This is a genomic window from Achromobacter colocynthidis (assembly GCF_057334535.1).
The window spans coordinates 319,051-340,519 of the sequence record NZ_JBHFIZ010000039.1; the positions used below are offsets into that span (position 1 = coordinate 319,051).

Genomic DNA, 21,469 nt, shown 5'->3' on the forward strand with positions numbered 1-21,469 from the left:
CGGCCGATCAGCGATTGCGCTGATCGGCCGTTCATTCTTCCTAGGTCTTAAAGGTTAAGGTTTTTATGCAAATGAACGTCCCGGCTCCGAGCCTGCGGCGCAACGCGGCAATCACCCTGATGGTGCTTGCCGCACTTTCACTGACGGGCTGCCAACTGCCGCGTTCCGGTCCCATGTTGAGCGAGATGACGGGGGCGCACGACGACAAGGACGTCATCGTGATGCCCGCCTCGCGCGAGCTTGTGCAAGAAAGCAGGGTGCCCGACGTTGCGGACTTTCCGGTCCGCTACCGTGACCTGACCGAGGCGGGGTTCGACCGCCTGGTTCCGGGCGACGGCATCAACGTGAAGGTGTGGGAACGCGGTGGCCTGGGTGTGTTCGCGGCGGACCCGTCCGGCGTCAGCGACCTGGGCAACCAGCAGATCGACCGGGCGGGCAACGTCTATTTCCCCATCATCGGAAAATTCCAGGCCGGCGGCCTGACGCTGGCCCAGCTGCATGACCGCGTCGTGCAGCGCCTGGCCAAGCTGGTGGGGGGCGCCGACGTCAGCGTGACGCGCGCCGCCGCCGAGCGTGGCCAGATGGTGACCGTGCAGGGCAACCTGACCAAGCCCGGCATGTACCCCATCACCCAGACCGCGCAACGGCTGAGCAGCGCGCTGGCGCAGGCCGCGCCCGTGCAGACGAACCCCGAGCAACTGGTCATCAGCCTGCGCCGCGACAACCAGGTGGCGTCCGTGCGGCTGTCGGATATCTATCGCAACCAGAACAACGACATCCTGCTGCGGCCGGGCGACGTCATCACCGCCTACGATTCGCGCGAGTACCTGACGGTGCTGGGCGCGGCCGGCACGCAAGGCCGCGTGGCCATCAGCAAGCGCAACTACAGCGTGCTGGACGCGCTGGCTGATTCGCGCGGCCTGGACGACAAGCTGGCGGATCCGCGTTCGGTGTTCCTGTTCACGCCAGCGAAGGCGGGCGTGGAAGGCAAGCCGGACATGCTGCCGGTGGTCTACCAATTCGACCTGACCCGTCCGGAGCAGGTGGCGCTGGCGCGTGAATTCACCGTGCACGAAGGCCAGGCCATCTACATTTCGGACGCGCCGTTTACCCAGGTTCAGAAGGTCTTGTCGGCATTCCGCGTCACCATGAGCGCAGGCTTCAGCGCCACGCGGGCAATCGACAGCGATTCGGGCGGCAGCTCTACCGGCGTGACTCAATAGCGTGTCGATGAGCAACGAGGACCGGATCAAGGGTTGGCGCTCGCGCCGCAAGGACAGTAGTTACGCGGTAGGGTCCGGGGTCGCCGCGTGGCGGCTGGACCCGGCCGTGCTGTTTGAAGCCAAGGCGCCGCCAGCCGTCTTGTTCAAGCCTTTGCTGGCGCGCCTGCAGGGCGAGCCGCATGATTCCGTGGCCGCCCGCCGGGCGGTGTACGAGGCCGTGCAGGCGGAACTGGACGCGGAGATTGCGCGCGGCAAAGTCGATGAGACCGTCGCCGATTTTTCGCGGCGCAGGCTGCGCATCATCGTGCGCCTGCTTGAGCAGGACATCCGCGCGGGTGTCGAGGTGTTCGCGCCGGGCTATATGCCTGCCAAGCTGGTGGCGGAAGACCAGCGCCTGGCCGATGCGCATGCGCGGCGCGTGGAGCGGCGCAAGCAGGACGAGGCGCGTGACGCGCGTCGCCATGCCTCGCGCAACGACATCGCGCTGGAAGTCGAGCTGCCGCGCGACGAGGCCGCAGACCTTGAAATCCTGCGGCAACACCTGCGGGTGCTGCATGACGGGCATCATCCGCGCATGGCCGAATACCGGCCCGTGGGACGCACCTTGCTGGCGCTGTTCGTGTTTCAGTTGCGCGTGATCCACGGCGAAAGCCGCATCGCCCTGCTGTGGGCCCTGGTGGGCCCGGTGGTGCTGCTGACGCTGATTTCGTCGCTGTACATCCTGATGGGCACGCACTACATCCTGGGCATGGATGTGCAGACGTTTTCGCTGCTGGGCGCGACCACCTGGATCATGTTCCGGCAGATCATTTTCAGAAGCAGCGCGGCCTATATCTCGGCGCGCGGCATCTTGAATTTCCAGGGGGTGACGCCGCTGATGTGCGCGCTGGTGCAGTCGCTTATCTACCTTTCGATATACCTGGTGGTGTTCGCGATACTGATCAGTGCCGGGCACGCGCTGGGGTTCATCACCCTGCCGATAAGCTGGGGCGGGTTTGTGCTGTTTGTCGTGCTGATGGGATGTTGCGGCTCGGCCATGGGCCTGCTGTTCGGGTCGATTGCCACCTTCTGGCACTTCTTCCTGCGGCTGGCGCCGGTGATCGAGCGCTTCTTGCAGATCTTCTCGGGCGTGTTCTTCGTGTCGGAACAGCTACCCGAGCATTTGCGCCCGTGGATCCTGTGGTCTCCGTTCGCGCACGGCATGCAGCTGTTGCGCTCCGCGTACTTCGAGGCCTACGAATCGACCGACGCCAGCCTGGGTTACTTCCTGACGTCCTTGGTGTTCCTGATGGTGGTTGCCTTGGCGGCCGAGCGTCTGGCCCGTCCCAATATCCAGCCAATGTGAGGCACGAAGATGATTCATCTGAACGGCGTCACCGACGAGCCCTTTGCCTTTGGCGCCAGGCAGGCGCTGCTGGCCAACGTCACCCTGGACATTCCGGTGGGGCGCTATGCGCTGCTGTCGCCCGCGCCGGAAATGCATCGCCAGATTATCGACGTGCTGTGCAACCTGCGCCCGCCGCGCCAGGGCTTCGTCAAGCACGACGGCAACGTGTCGTGGGCCATCGGCCGGCAAGGCTTTATCCGCGGCAAGGCAAACGGCCTGAGCATGATCGACTTCGTCAGCGAGATGTACGAGATCGACGCGGATGCCACCCACGAACTGGTTGCCGACCTGATCAGCGACCCCAAGACCCTGGCCAAGCCCATGGAGCATTGGCCGCTCTACGCACGGCAGGAATTTTCGTTCGCATTGGCGCTGGCGCCGGCGTTCGACGTGTATGTGATCGAAGGATCCATCCCTTTCGAGCCCTGCCGTTTCACCCGTCTCTGGCTGGCGCTGTTCGAAGAGCGGCTGATCGGCCGGACATTGATTTTTTCCAGTTATCGCCAGAATCAGTTGGCGGACTATTGCCTGAAAGGCTTGATTTATGAACGAAGCAACCTCCGGATCGAAGACGACCTCGACCAATGCATCAGCCGGTTCCCCCCAAGACGATCAAGGAATGAATCCGGCAACGCAGGCGACGACGTCTTCGGAGGCTTCGAGGACAGCCAGCTTGGCATCTGAAGGCGGGTCCGAGATCGAACGCCGCCGTCTTGAACGGCAGGCGTCGATACGCGAGCGCCGCCGCCACCGCTGGATCAATGCGCTGATCGTGATTGCGCCGGTGGCGTTCGCCCTGGTCTACGCGCTGATCATCGCCACGCCGCGCTACGAAGCGGAATCGCGCTTCTTCGTGCAGGCGGGGTCGGGTCAGCAAGGCGGCGGAGGCGGGCCGGCAAGCCTGCTTACCACCGGCAACATGGGCGGCATGCTGGGCGGCTTCGTGGACGGCTGGGCCGTGGCCGATTTCCTGAAATCGCGCGACGCCATGCAGCAGCTTGATCAACGCGTCGGCCTGCGCCAGTACCTGGTGCATGCGGGCGTGGATCCGCTCAACCATCTTTCCGAAGGCTCAAGCAATGACGATCTTTACCGTGCCTATCAGAAGGCGGTGCACGTGTCGTTCAACGCGCTGGAGCAGATCGACGTGTTGCGCGTCAGCGCGTACTCGCCGGAAGATGCCGCCACCTTGTCCCGCGCGCTGATCGGGCTGGCCGAGGAATTCGTCAGTTCGATGAACAAGAAGGGCGTGGCCGACAAGCTCAAGGTCAGCGAAGAGTCGGTGCGGCTTGCCGAGCAAAAGGCGCTAGGCGCCCGCGAGGCGCTGACGGCGTGGCGCACCACGCACGGCAACATCGACCCGACCGCCACGGTGTCGATGCTGCTGAACCTGTCCAGCCAGCTTGAGACCGAGTTGAGCAGCGCGCAGATCAATCTGGACAAGATTCGCGCGCTGGGCAACAAAGACCATTTCATGCTGAAGCCCGCGGAGATGCAGGTGGTGGCGTTGAAGAAGCGGATTGAGTCGGTGCGCCGTCGCTTAAGCGGCCAGGGCAACACGGAAGCGAAGCAGCTTAAATCCTACGAAGCGCTGAGAAACACCCAGGCCTTCGCGGATTCGAACCTGACCCTGGCGCAGCAGTCATACCAGCAGGCCATGACGGATGCGCTGCGCTTGCAGCGGTACCTGTCCATCATTGCGCAACCGGTGCCGACCGACCGGCCGAGCAGCCCGCGCACTGCCATCTTGTTGCTGCAAGCGCTGGCGCTGGGCTTCGTGTTGATGTTCATCACCCGTGTGGGGATGGCGTTGTTGAGGGGGCTGCGACATGGTTGAAAACCCGGTTGAAAATTCGGTTGAAAACCCGGTTCAAAATTCGGTTGATTCGGCTGGTGCTTCGGCTGTCAATCCTGCTGTCGCGGCGCGCCGCGCGCAGGCCGACGCCACCGCGCGGCTGCGCGAAGTCATCAAGGAAATCCTGGACGCCGAAGACCCCGCGCGCGACATGGCCAAGCTTGCGCCGGTGCTGGCGGGCGCAAGCGATGGCTGGCGCGATGTGCGACGCTTGCTGGTTTCGCCTTACATGCGGGAAGGCCGGCTTGCGCTAGCCATTGCCGCGCTGGAGGTGCTGATTGCCGCGTACCCCTTGCGCGCCGATGAACGCCGCACGCTGGCCAGCCTGTTGGGGCGCACCGAGCAATGGGAACGCGCCATCGCCGAGGCCGACGCCGCCGGCGCGTTGGCGCCGGAATCCGCAGCCATGCATGCCGCGCGGATCCAGTTGCGCGTGCAAGCCGGCCGTGTCGCCGAGGCCGCCGAGGTCGCTCGCGCCACGCTGGACGTCGCGCACGCGGACCCCGGCGAAGCGCACTTCTGGATGCTGGCCTTTTCGCGCAACGGCGATGCGGCCGAAGCGGCAGGCATCGCGGCGTCGCTGGATCCGAACAAGCTGCCGAACGAGCGCGTGGCGACCGTTGCCGTGCGCGCCTTGATGGACGATGACCGTGCCGAGGCCGCCATTCAGCTTGGCAATGCGGCGCTGGGCGCGGGGCACGATAGCGCCGCCTTGCGCTCGTCGCTCGGCCTGTCGCACCTTCGGCGAAGCACCGAAGACGACCGCAAGGTGCACGCGCTGACGCACTTCGAAGCGGGCTTGCGCGCGTCGCCGGCCGACGTCAGGCTGCTGACGCTATACGGCGAAACGCTGCTGCGCGCCGGCCGCTACAAGGACGCCGTGGCGCCGCTCGCGCAAGCTATCGAACTGGCGCCGGATCTGGAGCAGACGCGGGCGCTGTATGCGCGCGCGCTACGCTACACCTTGCAGTACGACGAAGCCGCCGAGCAGATGCTGAAGCTGCTGGAGAAATCTCCCGAGAAGGGAATGTGGCAGCGCGCGGCCATCGGCGCCTTGTCGCAGGCGGGCCGCAAGCAAGAGGCCGAGGCGCTGTACGACAAGTATGTGGCGGCGCGTAGCGAGCAACTGCCCGCCACCTTTCAGGAAGCCGTGCGCCAGATGGAAGCGCGCCTGGATTCCGCGCCCATTCCTCAGGCGCGCCTGGACTGGGCGTGGTCGCTGCGTGGTGACAAGGATATTGACCGCGTGGAATGGGAGCGCCGGGTGCGCTGGGGCCACATGATGGACCACCTGCTGTTCGACTGGCTGGAATGCCGCGAGGACAGCGTCGAAGAGGCCATGCAGGTGCTGGGTGAGCTGGACACCGGCGAACGCTTCTTTGCGCCGCTCTTGGCGGCCGGCCGGGGAGTGGTGGTTGCCACGGCGCACGTCGGCCCCATGTATGCCGGGCTGATGGCGTTGGAATTGCTGGGGATTCCGTCGCGTTGGCTGGCGACGGCGCCCAGCGTTGCCCAGAGCAGCTACGCCACGGCCTTGATTTCCACCGCCGACCAGACCGAGGCGCAGGTGGCCAAGGCCTGCATGCGCGCACTGAACTCGGGCTATGTGCTGTGTCTGGCCATCGATGGCGCGGCAAACCCGGCGGCGCCGCGCACCACCTTCGAAGGGCAGGACGTCACGTATTCCAGCTTTGCGTCGCACCTGGCGCATCGGCTGGGCGTGCCGTCGGTGTTCTACGTGCCGCGCTGGGAAAACGGCCACGTGGCCTACACGCTGGAAATGCTGCCCGCCGCCAATCCCGGCGAAGACGCCGATGCGTATGCGGAGCGTTGGAAGGCCGCCTACTTCGAACGGCTGCGCGAACACCTGGCCGGCCCGCCGGAAGACCTGCGCGCAAGCGGCGGCATCTGGCGCCACGTGAAGCCTGCGGATCGCTCCGCGCAGTGACAAGGAGGGCGCGAATGCAGCCTGGAAAGAAGCCAGAAACGAAGACCCGAATGAAGGCTGTGCGTCGCTTGCTGGCCTGGGCCATTCCGGTCTGGGCCATGCTTGCCGGCGGCACCGCCGCAGCCAGTGAATCGTGCGCCAGCCCGGATGCAAGCTGCGCCTGGGTCGCGTCGCTCTTGCAACAGCGCGAGGGCTACGGCGCCCGGGCCACGGGCGGCTTGGGCGGCAGGTTGATCGAGGTCACCTCTGACCAGGACGCGGGGCCCGGCACGCTGCGCGCCGCGCTGGCGCAAGCCAAGAAGGGACCCACCTGGATCCGCTTTGCGTCCGACATGACGATTGTGCTGAAGAAGCAGCTTCGCGTGCCGTCCAACACCACGATCGATGGACGCGGCAAGCGTGTCGCCTTGATCGACGACGGCCTGGGCGTGTATGGCAGCCAGAACGTGATCCTGACGCATCTGACGATTGACGGACGCCTGAACCGGCTGACGCAAGCGGTGAACGTGGCCAATGGCAGCCGTGACGTGTGGGTGGATCATATGGATCTGTCGCGCATGTCCGACCGGCTGCTCAACGTGAAGAACGGCTCGACCGACGTCACGATTTCATGGACCAAGTTCCATAACTCGAACAAGGTCATGCTGCTGAACAACATTACGTCCAAAGACCTGTTCCACAACTACGACCGCGATTCCATCGCGCGCGTGACGCTGCACCACAATTACTTTTTCAATACCGTGCAGCGCAATCCGCGCGGGCAATTCGGCACCTTCCACCTGTTCAACAACCTGCTTGAAAACTGGGACTTCTACGGCATGAGCTTCAGCCTGGAAGCCAAGGCGCTGGTCGAAGGAAACATCTTCAACAACGACACGAAGCGCAAATGCGTCGAGCCGGAATTTTTCCCCACGGTGGAAGGCATCAATGTGAATTACTGCCGCTACATTCCCATCGCATCCGGACGCAGCGCGCTGGACAACGGCGAATCGGATCGTGGCGCCTATGAAAAATTGAAGGCCGTGCATGGCTACACGCGCGACTACAAGGCCTTCTTGCGCTTGAAAGACAACCTGTACCTGGGCGATGCCAAGCCCGTGCTTCAGGACTACCGCCCCGAGTCTGCCCCCACGCCGCCGTACTGCTACAGCTATGAGCGGCCAACACCGGAACTGGCCGAGAAGATCCGCAAGTTCGCCGGCAATACCTCGGGCGATACGCCTTTGCCGGCGTCACGCACCGGGGCGGGGTGCGCCGGGTAGTTGCACCTTGGCGTACTCCACCACCGCGATGTCACGAAACGCCCGGATCAGCGCCAGCCGGGGCGACACCCGTGACCAGATCAGCCCGAAGCGGCGCGGTTCGCAGTGTTCGGGCAGCGGTAGCGCCAACAGGCCCAGCCGTTCGATCGCGCCGTTGGTCGATTGCGGCAGGATGGCCACGCCCAGGTCGCGGCTGACCATCACCGCGATCGACTCGATGGCGTTCAGTTCGAAGCGTTCACGCGGCGTGATACCCACGCGGCGCAGATAGTCGTCAACATGGCTACCGCCCCAGTCGCTGCGCTGATAGCGGATGAATGGCTCGGCGGTCAGCAGGCTGTGCGGATGCCGACCCGCATGGCGCGGCGCCGCCGCCAGAACATAGGGTTCTTCGCGCAGCAACTGCCAGCCCAGGCTTTTGGATAGTGGGTAAGGCGCCTCCAGGGCGATGGCCGCATCCAGCTCGCCGCTTTCGATGGCGGGATAGAAGCGCACCGAATGCCCCGGCTGAATCTCCACGTTGATCAGCGGGTGGCGGCTGACCAGGTGTTCCAGGATGGCCGGCACCATGGAGTTCAACGCGGTGTTGCCCGCGCCCAGCCTCAGCTCTCCCATCATTTCGTCGGATCGCGCCAGGTAGCGGATCTTCTCGATGCGCTCCAGGACCTCGCGCATGGGGCCGATCAGTTCAATCGCCTTGGCCGTCAGGTGCACCGTGCGGCCGGCGCGCGCCACCAGCGGCACGCCCAATTCCTGTTCCAGTTTGCGCACCTGTTGCGCCACGGCGCCATGGGTCAACCCCAGGCGGCGAGCGGCCTCGGCCATGGAGCCATGCTGGCCCCCGGCGGCCAGCGGATGTAGGAAGTCGGTGTTCATAACGATAGATATTCTATCTTCTTATCGTAATTTGGCTGTCCCCTGACCCCGTGGCGCAGCGCCACAATGCCACCAGGAGACACCAATGAGAAGCAAGCTATTCGTGCCGGGTTCGCGCCCGGACCTCTTCGATAAAGCCATGGCCAGCCAGGCGGACGCGCTGTCCTTCGACCTGGAGGACGCCGTCGCGCCCACGCGCAAGCACGAGGCCCGCGATGCCTTGGCCCACTGGTTGGCTTCCCCCGGCTTTGCGTCGGCGCAGGCGCTACATCCCAAGAAAATTATCGTTCGCGTGAATGCGGCCGACACCCCGTACTTTGCCGCCGACCTAGGCGCGCTGGGCGGCTTGCCGATTGACCTGCTGAACCTGCCCAAGGTGGAAAGCGCCACCGCACTGTGCGAGGCCGCCGTCCAAGCCATTGCCGCCGGCTTTCAGAATGAATTCCTTATCACCGTGGAAACCCCGCGCGCCTTGGCTAGCGCGGCCGAGTTGGCCGCCGCGCATCCGCGTGTGGCCGGCTTGCAATTGGGCCTGGCCGATCTCTTCGAACCGCTGGGCATCGACCGCTACCAACCCGAAACGCTGCGCGCCGTGATGCTGTCCTTGCGCTTGGGCGCGGGTTGCGCGGGCAAGTACGCCATGGACGCGGCCTACGCCCGCGTGCGCGATGCCGAGGGCTTTCGCGCCGAAGCGAAGCTGGCCCGTTCGCTGGGCTTTCTGGGCAAATCCTGTGTGCATCCCAGCCAGATCGCCATCGCCAACGAGGTCTTCGGCTTCAGCGCCGAAGAGGTCGCCGAGGCCGAGCGGATCGTGTCGGCCAGCCGCGAGCAGGACGGCGTGGGCGCCTTCCTGCTGGACGGAAAGATGATCGACGCGCCCTTCGTGCAACGCGCCCGCGATGTGCTGCTGGCAGCCGGCCGGGCCGCCTGAACCGGGCCAGGCCCGGGCCTGGCCCTAGATATCGAGTGAATCGCAAAATGGAATTTGAATCCCCCGCCAACCTGCCGCTGGCAGGCATCAAGGTGCTGGACCTGAGCGCCTACATTGCCGGCCCCTACGGCTGCGCCCTGCTAGGCGACATGGGCGCCGACGTGATCAAGGTGGAGCCGCCCGAAGGCGACAACCTGCGCAAGTACCCGTCCACACTGGCGGCTGAAAGCCCCGCCTTTCTGGGCATCAACCGCAACAAGCGCGGCCTGTGCCTGAACCTGAAGGACGAGGCCGGCCACGAGGTGCTGCTTCGGCTGGTGCGTGAGGCCGATGTGCTGGTCCATAACTTCCGGCCGGGCGTGCCGGAACGGCTGCGGATTGACTTCGCCACCCTGTCGGCCGTGAACCCCCGCCTGATCTATTGCGCCATGACGGGCTACGGCGCGGTCGGCCCCATGGCGCGCCATGCGGGTTACGACCAGGTGCTGCAATCGATGACGGGCATGTGCGCCGCGCAGGCCAAGGCCGACGGCCCGCCCGAAGTGTTGTACGGATCGGTGGTGGACTATTACGGCGCCGCGTTGATCTCGAACAGCGTGTCGGCGGCGCTCTACCAGCGCGAGAAAACGGGCCAGGGCCAGGCCATCGAGGTATCGCTTCTGGGCAGCGCGCTGGCCATGCAATCGGCCCGCCTGGTGTGGGCCGAGGGCGAGCCGCGTCATCTTGAGCGCGACATGCGCTCGGGCGGTATCACGGGCATCCATCCCACGCGCGAAGGCCATCTGTATTTGTCGGCCAACACGCCGCATTTCTGGCGCGCCCTGTGCGGCCATCTGGACCTGGCGGACCTGGCGGACCACCCCGACTACGACACCGTCAAGAAGCGCGCGGCGCAGGCGGCCGTGCTGGTGCCGCTGGTGCGCCAGGCCTTGTCGCGCGCCTCGGCCCGTGAATGGGCCGAGCGCTTTGGCCAGAGCGTGCCTTGCGCCGAGGTGCGTCCGGTGGAAGACATGTTCGACCACCCGCAGGTGCAAGCCATGGGGCTGATGCGCCCGTATCACAGCAAGCAGGCGGGCAACTATCTGGGCCTGGCGCAATGGGCGCATTTCGGTGCGGCCGGCCAGGCCGCTGCCAGCGAAGGCAAGACCACCGAAGAGGTCACCGAGAACGCCACGGGAAGCGCCAAGGACAGCACCAAGGACAGCACCAACGACAGCGCCACCGGCCGCGCCGCGCCCAGTTTGGGGGAACACAGCGAAAAAATACTGTCCACCCTGGGATACACCGAGCAGGAAATCGAGCAATTAATGCAATCCGCTGTGGTGCAATAAGCCGTAACAAAACGATAGCAAAATTCGTCCGTGACAGGACGAGGAGACAGCAGTCATGAATCAAGCACGCCGCTACGGGCATCGGCCGGAAGGATCGAATTGGGGGGACTTCGGGCATGACGACCAGCTCGGCACCCTTAATTACCTGGACAGCCAGGCGCGCTTGGCCGCTGTTGCCGAAATTCAGACCGGCCTGTCGTTTTCCTTGAGCCTGCCGCTGACGGTGCCGCGCGCACCCGTGCTCAACCCGCGCCGCAAGGGGCCAATGATCCAGCCCGCCGAAAAGAATGGCGTGCCGGTCTACCGCTACCCCTTGGCGCGCGACGTGCCCGGCGCCACCGACGTTGTCAGCGATGACCGCGTCACCCTGTCGCCGCAGTACTCCACGCAATGGGACGCGCTGGGCCATGTGGGGTCGATGTACGACGCGCATGGCACCGGCCAGGCGCAGCCCACCGGCTACAACGGCTTTACCGTCAGCGAACCTCAATCCGAAAATTTCAGCGGCACCCAAGACCTGTCCATCGCGCCGATGGCGCGTCACGGCATCCAGGGCCGTGGCGTGATGGTGGACCTGCGCGCCCGCTTTGGCGACGCGCACCGCAAGGTGTCCTACCGCGACCTGATGGACGTGATGCAGGCCGATGGCGTGCAGGTGCGGCCGGGCGACGTGCTGTGCCTGCACACGGGCCTGGCCGATCTGGCGCTGACCTTGGGCGACAACGAACAAGATCGGCTCAAGACCAGTTGCTGCGTGCTGGATGGCGCGGACGCGCAACTGCTGGCGTGGATCAAGGAGAGCCGCATCGCGGCCATCGCCGCCGACAACCACGCCGTGGAATTGCGCAACCATCACCTGGATACGGGCACGGGGCCACTGCTGCCCCTGCACGAACAATGCCTGTTCAAGCTGGGCCTGCCGCTGGGCGAGCTTTGGCACCTGACCCCGCTGGCGCAATGGTTGCGCCAGCATGGCCGACACGCTTTTTTCCTGACCGCCGCACCCATGTACGTGCCCGGTCTGGTGGGCGCGCCGGTCAACCCCATCGCGACCGTCTGACTTTGCCAGGCGGATCGCGCCACGATTCCATGATCCATTTCACATCCCCGTAGGGGGGACTTGAGGAGCACACATGAAGAAAACCTACATCGCGGCCCTGGCCGCCACCATTGGCCTGACCAGCGCGTTGGGCACGGCTAACGCCGCCGGCTATCCCGAGCAACCCATCACCATGGTGGTGCCGTACTCCGCCGGTGGCGGCGCCGATAACGCCGCGCGCATCATCGCGCAAGGCATGGGCGAAGTGGCCGGCCAAAGCGTGGTCATCGAAAACAAGGGTGGCGCCAGCGGCGCTATCGGCGCGGCCTACGTGGCGCGTGCCAAGCCGGACGGCTACACGGTGCTGTTCGATGCGTCCGCCTTCGCGATCAACCCGGCGCTGCGCAAGCTGCCCTACGACGTGAAAAAGGACTTCGTGCCGGTCTCGCAGGCCGTCAGCGTGCCGAACATCCTGGTGGCGGCGCCCGGTTCGGCCTTCAACAACCTGCCTGACTTCATCACGGCCGCGCGCGCCAACCCGGGCCGCTACACGTTTGCGTCCTACGGCCCGGGCAGCCTGGCGCAGATGGCCGCCGAACTGCTGAAGAAAGACGCCGGCATCGATGTGGTGCACGTGCCGTACAAGGGCGGCGCGCCGGCCATTGTTGACGTCATGGGCGGGCAGGTCGACGTCTATTTCGCCAACGCCGCGTCCAGCCTGAACTACGTCAGCGGCGGCAAGCTGAAGGCGCTGGCGGTATCGTCGGCCAAGCGCATGCCCGAACTGCCGAACGTGGCTACCGTGGGCGAAGCCGGCATCAAGGACTTTGATGTGGCCGAGTGGAACGGCTTGTTCCTGCCCGCCGGCACCGACCCCGCCGTGGTGGCCAAGCTGCAAGATCTGGTGCAAAAAGCGCTGGCCCGCCCCGACACCCGCGAAAAGCTCGCCAAGCTGGGCCTGACCCCCGTGGGCAGCAGCGCGGCCGACTTCGCCAAGTTCGTCGACGCCGAACAAGTGCGCTGGGCCGAGGTCGTGAAAGCCAATAACATCACGGTGAATTGATCGACAGGGGGCGCGGGCGGATTTTCAGCTTGCGCCCCTATCCTCACGCATTCACGCAAAAGGGGTATCAGATGAGCCGGGAAGACGATTTCGAGCGGGGCTTGGCCAACCGCCGCGCCGTGTTGGGCGATGAATGGGTGCAGCGCTCGCTGGACCGCGCCACCACGTTCACGGCCGACTACCAGAACCTGATCACGCGCTACGCCTGGCACGACATCTGGAGCCGTCCGGGCTTGCCGCACAAGGCTCGCCGCATGATGGTGCTGGCGGTGACGCTGTCGCTGGGCCGGTGGGAAGAGTTCGAGCTGCATGTGCGCGCGGCGTTGACGGCAGCGGATGAGTCCCGCCTGACGCCCGACGAGCTCAAGGAAGTGCTGTTGCAGAACGCGATCTACGCGGGCGTGCCCGCCGCCAATACCGCGTTCAATCTGGCGCAGGCCATCCTGCGCGAGGTCGCCGAGCAGATCGGCTACGACCTGACCGCCGCGGACCCCCGCCAGGCGGATCTGTTCGGCGGCGCATCTTCCTGATTCAAGCTTGTCTTTGCCCCGGGCCGGAGTGAAAATCGCCGCTTGGCGTGCTGCATGGCAGCACATGGACGATGTTCGATCCGGTCGCCAGGGGAAACGCAGTGAAGGATGCAGTCCAATACCAGACGCACACCGTAGCCGAACTCTCGCCTGACTCGTCGCTGAAGTGGCTGTATCGGTGCGCGATGAGTTTGCTCAAGCGCCCTGCCGATGACGCCATCGCCGAGCTGCTGGCCTTCATGGGCGAAACCTCGGATGTCGACCGCGCCTGGTTCATCGAGTACCGGCCCGACATGCTCCGGTTTCGCAACACTCATGAATGGTGCCGGGGCCAGACGCAGCCCTTTGTTGCCGAACTTCAGGATGTGCCCACGACGCTGATCGCATGGCTGCACAAGTTCATGGTGCAAGGCTATGCCGTGGCCATCCACGATGTGCACGACCTGCCGCGCACCGCACGCATCATCCAGGCCGAATTCGTGCGCCAGGGCAACAAGAGCGTGCTGAGCGTGCCGGTATTCCGCGACAAGAAGCTATGCGGGATCATCGGTTTCGACACCACCGTCCTGCATCGGACCTGGTCCGCCGCCGAGATCAACGCCTTGTACCAATGCGCCAATCTGATCGGGCAGGCCAAGTATTCGCACAGCCTGGAAAAAAATCGGACGGCGATGCACGAAAGCGCCATGTCCGTGGTCTATCTGACGATGCGCGGCGTGGTGCGCGGCGTGCAGCCCGAGACGATCGTGGGGGTGCGATCGGCCGGCAACTACAGCGAGATCTGGCTTGAAGACGGCTCGATGGTGCTGGACTCGCGCGCGTTGGGCATGTGGTCGACCTTGCTGCCCGAGAAGATCTTCTTCCGGGTCCACCGCACCGCCATTGCCAATGCGTTGCATGTCATGGACGTCGACCGCCGCAGCGTCGACAAGTGGCTGATCCGGATGCGGTCGGTCGAGAGCGCCTGGCCGGTGTCGCGTTCGTACCGAAAGCCGCTGCGCGAACGCATGGGGATTTGACCCCGGGGCCTAGCCCGCAGCGTCACCCCGGGGCTTGGGCCCCCGCCATGCCATTCGTCATGCCGGCATGTTGTTTCGTCCTTGCAATGTGGCCATTGCCTAAGTTTTTGGGATCATCTCGCTTGGCGGGTTTCCCGCTTCCCCGGGCTACCTTGAGAGAATCGGCATGCTGGCGTCTCGCGTCCTTTCACGCTTTACCTTCCTGGCTGTTGCCGCCTCTTGCGCGCTAGGCACGGCCCCGGCCCGCGCCACCGACCTGGCCTTGCAAGACGCCGTGTCCATGGCCGGCATGCAGCTGTATCTAAACGCCGGCGCACCCGCGCTGATCATCGCCGTGGTGCGTGGCGACGACGTCGTCATTCAGGGCTACGGCGAGACGGCGCCGGGCAACGGCGTTGAGCCGGACGAACATTCCATCTTCCGGATCGCGTCGGTATCCAAGGTGTTCGCCGGCGACGTGCTGGCCTCGCTGGCGGCCCAGGGCAAGCTCAAGCTGACCGACCCCCTGGCCAAGTACGCGCCAGACAAGGCCACCGTGCAGACCCAGGGACGCCCCATCAGCCTGCTGGACCTGGCCACGCATTCGGCGGGCCTGCCGCGCGAATTGCCGGACCCGAACGCCAAGCCGTCCGACAACCCCTTCGCGGCTTTCGACCGCGCGTATTACTGGAAGTGGATCGGCGCCAACTCGCCCGCCTACCGGCCCGGCACCACCACCCTGTATTCGAACCTGGGCTTCGGCTTGCTGGGCGATGCGCTGGCCCGGGCGGGGGGCGCCGACTATTCCTCGTTGCTTGCCAACGAAGTCACCAAGCCCGCCGGCCTGGTCGATACGACCAACGTGCTGAACGACGCGCAGAAAAAGCGCTTGATGACGGGCTTGGATCCTTTCGACAAACCGGATCCGAACGCACCCGTGCCTGATGTGATGTACGCCAGCGCGGGCATCTATTCCACGGCGGGCGACATGGCGCGCTGGATGCGCTGGCATCTGGACGGCGCCAGGCAGGGCAAGGAAGCGTTCACCCTGGCCCACACGATGTGGCTGCCGTATGACGGCTTGAAGTCCGTGGTGGGCACGGAAGTGACCGATGCCGACGGCATGGGGCTGGGCTGGGTGGTCAGCCTGCCCCGCAACGGCGCGCCCCTCCTGCTGGGCAAAAGCGGTGGCCTGGGCGGCTTCATGAGCTATGCGGTGTTGTCGCCCAATCGTGGCCTGGGCGTGTTCGTCGTGGCCAGCCGGGTCAACTTCGCCATGTTCGGGAACATCCATTCCCAAGTGCGCGAGCTGGCGGCCGAGCTGGCGCGGTGATCGGGTTTGGTCGGCGCCCTGCAATGGGCGCGCGTATGGCAAGAGCGCTTGGCCGCGCCATTGCGTTGGTCGCCCTGGCGTCTGGCGCCGCGTCCGCGCAAGAAGGGCCTGATCCCTTCAAGACCGAGATCTTCCTGACGCCCTACAGCCAGTTGGGCGACGGCGCGGACACATACCCGCACTTGAATGGCCGCTTCTTGCTAATGACCGGCTACACCGAATTCTTCGGCATCAAGGATGACAACGGACAGATTCCGCGTTCGCACTGGAGCAGCGTGCAACCCACGGCGGAAGCCGCGCTGGTGTTGCAACTGACGCAGCGGTTCTCGATCCGCACCAAGGCCACGCTCAACTCGTCAAACAACGAAACGAAGGACAACGCCTTTTCGGATCTGGGCGTGGACCTGGACAACCTGTTCGCGGCCTATACGGCGGACCGCTACGCGCTGTATGGCGGCAAGATGGACCTGGGCTTCGGCGACGCCTGGCATGTCATCGATGGCCTGTACAGCGGCTTCAACGAGAACTCGGAATTTCGCGGATCCATCGGCCTGGGCGGCCGCTACACCTTCGACGCCGGCGGCCATGGCACGCACTCGGTGGCGGCGATGCTGTTCAAGCGCGACGACACGGCGCTCAACCATCGGCTTAGCGTGGACGACGGCTTCATCCGGCCCGACCAGCCGCCGGCGTTCAGCGACCAACTGAAATCGTTCATCGTGTCTTACGACTTTCGAGACTTGCCGGGTTGGGAGGGGCTGTCGGGTGGCGTGGACGCCGGCCGCTTGCATGTAGACCCGGGCCAGGGCGAAAGCGCCAACACGGTTTCCGCCCGGTTTCGGGTGGACGCGCCGCTGGCCGATGCCTGGAGCCTGAGCTGGTTCAACGAGGCCACCTTTGCCAGCGCGTTCCGAGGCGCGCCGGTGGGCAACGGCAATGGGGTGACGTCGGTATCGCTGTCGCGCGAGCGCTGGCAATTCACCGCCACGGCCGCCGCGCGCAAGTTGTCCGGCAGTGACGGCAAGCTGGCGCAGTACGGCTTGCAAGACGATTGGGACTGGGCGCTATCCGGCGCGGTCACGTATGTGACGCCAGTCGGCTTCATCATTCAGGCCGGCATTACGCATCAGCGCGATCAGGCCATCCGCATCAACCAGGGCGTATTCCGCATCGCGTATCAAGCGGGTTTCTGAGAGGGTTCCATGACGAACAAACACACCATCATCGCCAGCCTTGTCGTTCTGACTCTGTGCGGTTCGATGACGGCGCGGGCGCAGCCGATCGCCATTGAAAGCCATGCCAGCCCGCCCGCCGACGCCATCGCGATTCCGGCGGGCAGCAAGGACCTGGCGGTGAAGGCGCTGCCGGGCATCGTCCAGGACATCATGGCGCGCAGTCAGGTGCCAGGCATGGCGGTGGCGGTCGTCATTGATGGCAAGACGGTGCTGGCCCAGGGCTACGGCACGCGCGAGGCAGGCAAGAACGCACCCGTGGATGCGCGCACGGTGTTCCAGATTGCGTCGATCTCGAAGTCGCTGTCGGCAACCGTCGCGGCCATCGAGGTGTCCAAGGGCGCGGTGTCGTGGGATGACCCCGTTGCGCGGTATCTGCCGGACTTTGCGCTCAGCAACGCGTACGTTTCCACGCACGGCACCATCGGCGATTTCTTCGCGCACCGCTCGGGCCTGCCAGGCACCGCGGGCGACGATCTGGAAGACCTGGGCTACACGCGCGCTGAGGTCATCGCGCGGCTGCGGCTGCAACCCCTGGACGCGTTTCGCACGTCGTATCACTACGCGAACTTCAGTACGACGATCGGCGCCGAGGCGGTGGCGAAGGCGGCGGGCCGCCCGTGGGAAAGCCTGGCGCAGGACCTGCTGTTCGCGCCGCTGGGTATGACGTCAACCAGTTATCGCTACGACGACTTCATGGCGCACGCCAATCGCGCCGTGCTGCATGGCTATCAGAAGGGCGCGTTCGTGCCGCTGGGGCAGCGCAACGCCGATCAACAGGCGCCGGCAGGCGGCGTGTCGTCCACGGTGGTCGATCTGGCGCAATGGTTGAAGCTGTTGCTGGCCGACGGCCAATACCAGGGCAAGCCGATGATTGCTTCCGGCGCGCTGTTGCCCGCCTTGTCGCCGCAATCATTCAGCGCGCGTGCTCACAGCATCGACGCGCGTTCCGGCTTCTATGGCTATGGCTTCAATATCAACACGGAGCTGGGCGGACGCCCGTCAATGGGGCATTCCGGCGCGTTCCTGATGGGCACGGGCACCACGTTCAAGATCGTGCCGTCCGCCGGTATCGGCATCGTGGTGCTGACCAACGGAGCGCCGGTGGGCGCGGCGGAATCCGTGGCCGCCACGTTTATCGATACGGCGCTGTATGGCAAGCCTACGCGGGATTGGTACGCGGCTTATCACGGCGCCATGCTGGGCTTCTTTGAGCCGCAGGCCGATCTTTCCGGCGCCGCCAAACCCGCGACCCCCACCCCTGCCAAGCCGCTGCGCCAGTATGTGGGCCGCTATGACAACGCCTACTACGGGCCTGCCGAGATTCAGGAGGCCGACGGCGCGCTGACGCTGGTGCTCGGACCCAAGGGCATGCGCTTTCCGATGACGCATTGGGACGGCGATACGTTTGCGTTCGCGCCCGCCGGGGAAGCGGACCTGGTGGATTCGCTGGCGTCCGTCGTGTTCAAGACGGACCCTGGCCAGGGGCAGGCCAGCGGCCTGGATATCAAGTTCTACGACGATGGCGGCCTGGGGCGCTGGGTCCGCAAGTAGGGGCAAGCCGTCGCAGGCGTGGTAAGGGCGGGCCATCGCAAGCGCGCGGAGTGATGGCCGGCCTATTGCTGGTGGTATCTTGTGCCTGTTTTCACCACAAGCCCCGCCCATGTCCGACCCCCATCTTCCCGTCGACGCATCGCCACCCGACTCCGCGCCTGGCGACGAGCCCACGGCCATCCACCGGCCTTTCGTTCAGAACGCGGGCACGCGCCGCACGCTGCATTTCACGCAGAAAGAAATTCAGAGCAGCATGTCGGTGCTTAATCCCGATGCGCTGGAAATCGAATACACGCGGATGATGATGGGCTTCGTGCTGTTCAAGCCCGAGCCCGCGCGCATTCTGATGGTGGGCCTGGGCGGCGGCTCGCTGCCCAAGTTCTGCTATCGCTACCTGACCCGGACCCGCATCGAAGTCGTCGAGATCGACCCCGCCGTCATAGCACTGCGCGACACCTTCATGGTGCCGCGCGACGACGACCGCTTCCAGGTCATCCAGGCCGACGCGGCCGACCACTTGCGCGGCATGTCGGACCACGCCGACGTGATCTTCCTGGACGGCTACGGCGTGGGCGGCATCCCCGATGCCTTGTGCTCGGAAGCGTTCTACGCCGACTGCTTCCGCGCGCTGCGCAACGACGGCATCCTGGTCATCAACTTCCACGTGAACCACCCCATGCACCACGACTACCTGGCCCGCGTGCGCGCATCGTTCGGGCCGGCGATGTTCGAAGTGGTGGACGACGACATGACCAACAGCATCGTGTTCGCCTGCAAGGGCGACCTGCTGAACGACCCCGCCGCCGCCGAACTGAAGCGCCCTGCGTCCATACCCAGGGACGCCTGGCGCCAGTTGATGCCGACAATGCGGGTGATCGGGGCGACGCTGGAACTTCGATAAACCGCTGCCTAATAGAAGATAGCCGGCGCACAGTCAAGATATTTCAATACGTGACTAAGTAATTCACTTGTTTATAATCGGCGCTCAATTTAATTGGCGACAGATGCCCGCCCTGCCGTTTTGGCTTCGGGCCGCCTGGAGAAAACGATGTTGAACAAGGTCGTGAAGATTGGTGCGTTGGCAGTGTTGTCGACGATTATTTCGGGCTGCGCTACTGAGCGTTCGCAAGCCCTGGCCGTGCCCGCCGTACAGGCGGCGAGCAAGCCTTACCAAGGCGTGCGCAGCCCGATTTCCGTGGGCAAGTTCGATAACCGCACCAACTATTTGCGTGGTGTGTTCTCCGACGGCATCGACCGCCTGGGCGGCCAGGCCAAGACGATCCTGGTCAGCCATCTGCAGCGCAGCGGCCGTTTTCAGGTGATGGACCGCGACAACCTCTCTGAAATCGCCCAGGAAGCGGGCTTCAACAAGAAAGCCAACCAGATCAAGGGCGCGCAGTACGTGGTCACGGGGGACGTGACCGCCTTCGGCCGCAAGGTCACCGGCGACCAGCAACTGTTCGGCATTCTGGGCCGTGGCAAGGAACAGGTGGCCTACGCCAAGGTTGATCTGAACGTGGTCGACGTGACGACGTCGGAAGTGGTGTATTCCGCGTCGGGCGCCGGTGAGTACAGCCTGTCGAACCGCGAAGTGATCGGCTTTGGCGGCACCGCGAGCTATGACTCAACCTTGAACGGCAAGGTGCTGGACTTGGCGATCCGCGAAGCCGTCGACCGCCTGGTTGAAGGCATCGAACAAGGCGCCTGGCAGCCTTCCGCGAAATAAAGAGGCGGCCATGTCGAACATTCTGGCGATGACTCGCCCGCTGACCCTTGCCCGCGCCTGCCGCGGATTGGCGCTTGTAGCGATAGCGGGCTTGCTGAGCGCGTGCGTACAGCAGCCTAAGCCCATGTATAGCTGGCAGGCGTATCAGCCCTCGGTCTATGCCTATCTGAAGGACGATGGCGCGGACGATGCGGTGCAGGCGCAGGCCTTGGAAAAGAACATCGAAACCGCGCGCGCGGCCAATGTCGAGCTGCCGCCGGGGTTCCGCGCGCATCTGGGCATGCTTTACCTGAAGATGGGTGACGGCGACAAGGGCATCGAACAGATGCAGGGCGAGAAAGTGGCCTTTCCCGAGTCCACGCCGTTCATGGACTTCCTGATGCGCAACGTGGGCAAGCCGCAAGCCCAACCCGAGGCCGCCACGCCGGCCGCCGAAGCACCGAAGAAGGGCTCATGATGATCGCTCGTTTACTCCAAGCCGGCATGCTGGCGGCGGTGACGCTGCTGACGGGTTGCGTTGCTCCGCAACAGCACGTGGACTACACCGCGTTCCGTGAAAGCAAGCCGGCGTCGATCCTGGTCTTGCCGCCGTTGAATTCGTCGGTGGACGTGGCGGCGACCGCTGCCGTGCTGTCGCAAGCCACGCGGCCGCTGGCCGAGTCCGGCTACTACGTGATCCCCGTGGGCGTCATGGACGAGACCTTCAAGCAGAACGGGCTGACCACCGCCGACGACATCCACGGGCTGCCCGCCACCAAGCTGCGCGAAATCTTCGGCGCCGACGCCGCGCTGTACATGACGGTCAAGCAGTACGGCACAAGCTATGCCGTGCTGTCGAGCAACGTCACCGTCGCCATCGACGCCGAGCTCATCGACCTGCGCAATGGCGCCAAGCTGTGGTCGGGCTCCAAGCAGGTAGTGCAGGCCAGCAATAGCAGCGGCGGCCTGATCGGCATGCTGGTGCAGGCCGTGGTGGACCAGATCGTCAACACCTTGTCCGACCGTAGCTACGGCGTGGCGGGCACGACGAACCAGATGCTGCTCAGCGCCGGCCAACCCGGCGGCATTCTGTACGGGCCGCGTTCGCCGCGCTACGACACGCAGTAAGCGACATCTAGCAATACACACGCAGCTAGCGACACGCAGTCACCCCAGCGGGGGGGAACGACACGTGCCAGGCC

General features: G+C 64.9%; 20 protein-coding genes. 19 read left to right on the top strand and 1 reads right to left on the bottom strand.

What is annotated here, in order from left to right; all coding sequences use genetic code 11:
• The first annotated feature begins 65 nt into the window (after positions 1–65).
• Genes ACE04A_RS27995 through ACE04A_RS28020 form a run of 6 tightly spaced genes read left to right on the top strand, consistent with a single transcriptional unit; the run spans position 66 to position 7,675 of the window.
• Complete coding sequence (locus ACE04A_RS27995; RefSeq protein WP_485820736.1) at positions 66–1,223, top strand: polysaccharide biosynthesis/export family protein; 1,158 nt, start codon at positions 66–68, stop codon at positions 1,221–1,223.
• A gap of 7 nt (positions 1,224–1,230) precedes the next feature.
• Positions 1,231–2,568 carry an ABC transporter permease gene (locus tag ACE04A_RS28000; protein WP_259252739.1) on the top strand — a complete coding sequence of 446 codons (1,338 nt, stop codon included), beginning with the start codon at positions 1,231–1,233 and terminating at the stop codon, positions 2,566–2,568.
• 9 nt (positions 2,569–2,577) lie between these two features.
• Positions 2,578–3,294: an ATPase gene (locus ACE04A_RS28005; protein WP_100853461.1), complete on the top strand. Its 717-nt coding sequence runs from the start codon at positions 2,578–2,580 to the stop codon at positions 3,292–3,294.
• Positions 3,284–4,447, top strand: a complete 1,164-nt coding sequence (locus tag ACE04A_RS28010; RefSeq protein ID WP_514132876.1) for a KpsE/RkpR family capsule polysaccharide export protein — start codon at positions 3,284–3,286, stop codon at positions 4,445–4,447. Before ACE04A_RS28005 ends, ACE04A_RS28010 begins: the two co-directional genes overlap by 11 nt.
• Positions 4,440–6,413, top strand: a complete 1,974-nt coding sequence (locus ACE04A_RS28015) for a tetratricopeptide repeat protein (RefSeq protein ID WP_448716882.1) — start codon at positions 4,440–4,442, stop codon at positions 6,411–6,413. The genes ACE04A_RS28010 and ACE04A_RS28015 overlap by 8 nt, the downstream gene beginning before the upstream one ends.
• Before the next feature lie 50 nt (positions 6,414–6,463).
• Positions 6,464–7,675 carry a pectate lyase family protein gene (locus tag ACE04A_RS28020; protein WP_485820737.1) on the top strand — a complete coding sequence of 404 codons (1,212 nt, stop codon included), beginning with the start codon at positions 6,464–6,466 and terminating at the stop codon, positions 7,673–7,675.
• Here the strand turns inward: ACE04A_RS28020 and ACE04A_RS28025 are convergent.
• Positions 7,646–8,551 carry a LysR family transcriptional regulator gene (locus tag ACE04A_RS28025; RefSeq protein ID WP_485820738.1) on the bottom strand — a complete coding sequence of 302 codons (906 nt, stop codon included), beginning with the start codon at positions 8,549–8,551 and terminating at the stop codon, positions 7,646–7,648. The two genes, ACE04A_RS28020 and ACE04A_RS28025, sit on opposite strands and share 30 nt — an antisense overlap.
• An 85-nt stretch (positions 8,552–8,636) precedes the next feature.
• Here ACE04A_RS28025 and ACE04A_RS28030 point away from each other — a divergent pair, with 85 nt between their 5' ends.
• The 13 genes from ACE04A_RS28030 to ACE04A_RS28090 all read left to right on the top strand — a co-directional run bounded on the left by ACE04A_RS28030 (position 8,637) and on the right by ACE04A_RS28090 (position 21,395).
• The gene (locus ACE04A_RS28030; RefSeq protein WP_448716885.1) at positions 8,637–9,482 is read left to right on the top strand and encodes an HpcH/HpaI aldolase/citrate lyase family protein; all 846 of its coding nucleotides are present in this window, start codon (positions 8,637–8,639) and stop codon (positions 9,480–9,482) included.
• A gap of 47 nt (positions 9,483–9,529) precedes the next feature.
• Positions 9,530–10,813, top strand: coding sequence for a CaiB/BaiF CoA transferase family protein (locus ACE04A_RS28035; RefSeq protein WP_485820739.1), 1,284 nt, complete (start codon positions 9,530–9,532; stop codon positions 10,811–10,813).
• A 55-nt stretch (positions 10,814–10,868) separates the two neighbouring features.
• Positions 10,869–11,873 (top strand): cyclase family protein, encoded by a 1,005-nt coding sequence (locus ACE04A_RS28040; protein ID WP_448716887.1) that lies wholly within the window; start codon positions 10,869–10,871, stop codon positions 11,871–11,873.
• Between the two features lie 73 nt (positions 11,874–11,946).
• Positions 11,947–12,915 (top strand): tripartite tricarboxylate transporter substrate binding protein, encoded by a 969-nt coding sequence (locus ACE04A_RS28045; RefSeq protein WP_447987760.1) that lies wholly within the window; start codon positions 11,947–11,949, stop codon positions 12,913–12,915.
• Positions 12,916–12,986: 71 nt separating this feature from the next.
• Positions 12,987–13,445 (top strand): carboxymuconolactone decarboxylase family protein, encoded by a 459-nt coding sequence (locus ACE04A_RS28050; protein WP_259252748.1) that lies wholly within the window; start codon positions 12,987–12,989, stop codon positions 13,443–13,445.
• A 101-nt stretch (positions 13,446–13,546) separates the two neighbouring features.
• Positions 13,547–14,464: a GAF domain-containing DNA-binding protein gene (locus ACE04A_RS28055; protein WP_448716889.1), complete on the top strand. Its 918-nt coding sequence runs from the start codon at positions 13,547–13,549 to the stop codon at positions 14,462–14,464.
• A gap of 166 nt (positions 14,465–14,630) precedes the next feature.
• Positions 14,631–15,776 (top strand): D-alanyl-D-alanine-carboxypeptidase/endopeptidase AmpH, encoded by a 1,146-nt coding sequence (gene ampH / locus ACE04A_RS28060; RefSeq protein WP_448716890.1) that lies wholly within the window; start codon positions 14,631–14,633, stop codon positions 15,774–15,776.
• A gap of 35 nt (positions 15,777–15,811) precedes the next feature.
• A complete protein-coding gene (locus ACE04A_RS28065; RefSeq protein ID WP_448716892.1) occupies positions 15,812–16,969 on the top strand; it encodes a hypothetical protein in 1,158 nt (385 codons plus the stop codon).
• Positions 16,970–16,978: 9 nt separating this feature from the next.
• Positions 16,979–18,562: a serine hydrolase gene (locus tag ACE04A_RS28070; RefSeq protein WP_485820740.1), complete on the top strand. Its 1,584-nt coding sequence runs from the start codon at positions 16,979–16,981 to the stop codon at positions 18,560–18,562.
• A gap of 109 nt (positions 18,563–18,671) precedes the next feature.
• The gene (locus ACE04A_RS28075; protein WP_448716895.1) at positions 18,672–19,463 is read left to right on the top strand and encodes a fused MFS/spermidine synthase; all 792 of its coding nucleotides are present in this window, start codon (positions 18,672–18,674) and stop codon (positions 19,461–19,463) included.
• 147 nt (positions 19,464–19,610) lie between these two features.
• Positions 19,611–20,288, top strand: coding sequence for a CsgG/HfaB family protein (locus ACE04A_RS28080; protein WP_268080144.1), 678 nt, complete (start codon positions 19,611–19,613; stop codon positions 20,286–20,288).
• Between the two features lie 10 nt (positions 20,289–20,298).
• Entirely contained in the window at positions 20,299–20,745 is a 447-nt protein-coding gene (locus tag ACE04A_RS28085) for a DUF4810 domain-containing protein (RefSeq protein WP_448716896.1), read from the top strand.
• Positions 20,745–21,395, top strand: a complete 651-nt coding sequence (locus tag ACE04A_RS28090) for a DUF799 domain-containing protein (RefSeq protein WP_448716998.1) — start codon at positions 20,745–20,747, stop codon at positions 21,393–21,395. The genes ACE04A_RS28085 and ACE04A_RS28090 overlap by 1 nt, the downstream gene beginning before the upstream one ends.
• Positions 21,396–21,469 lie beyond the last annotated feature (74 nt).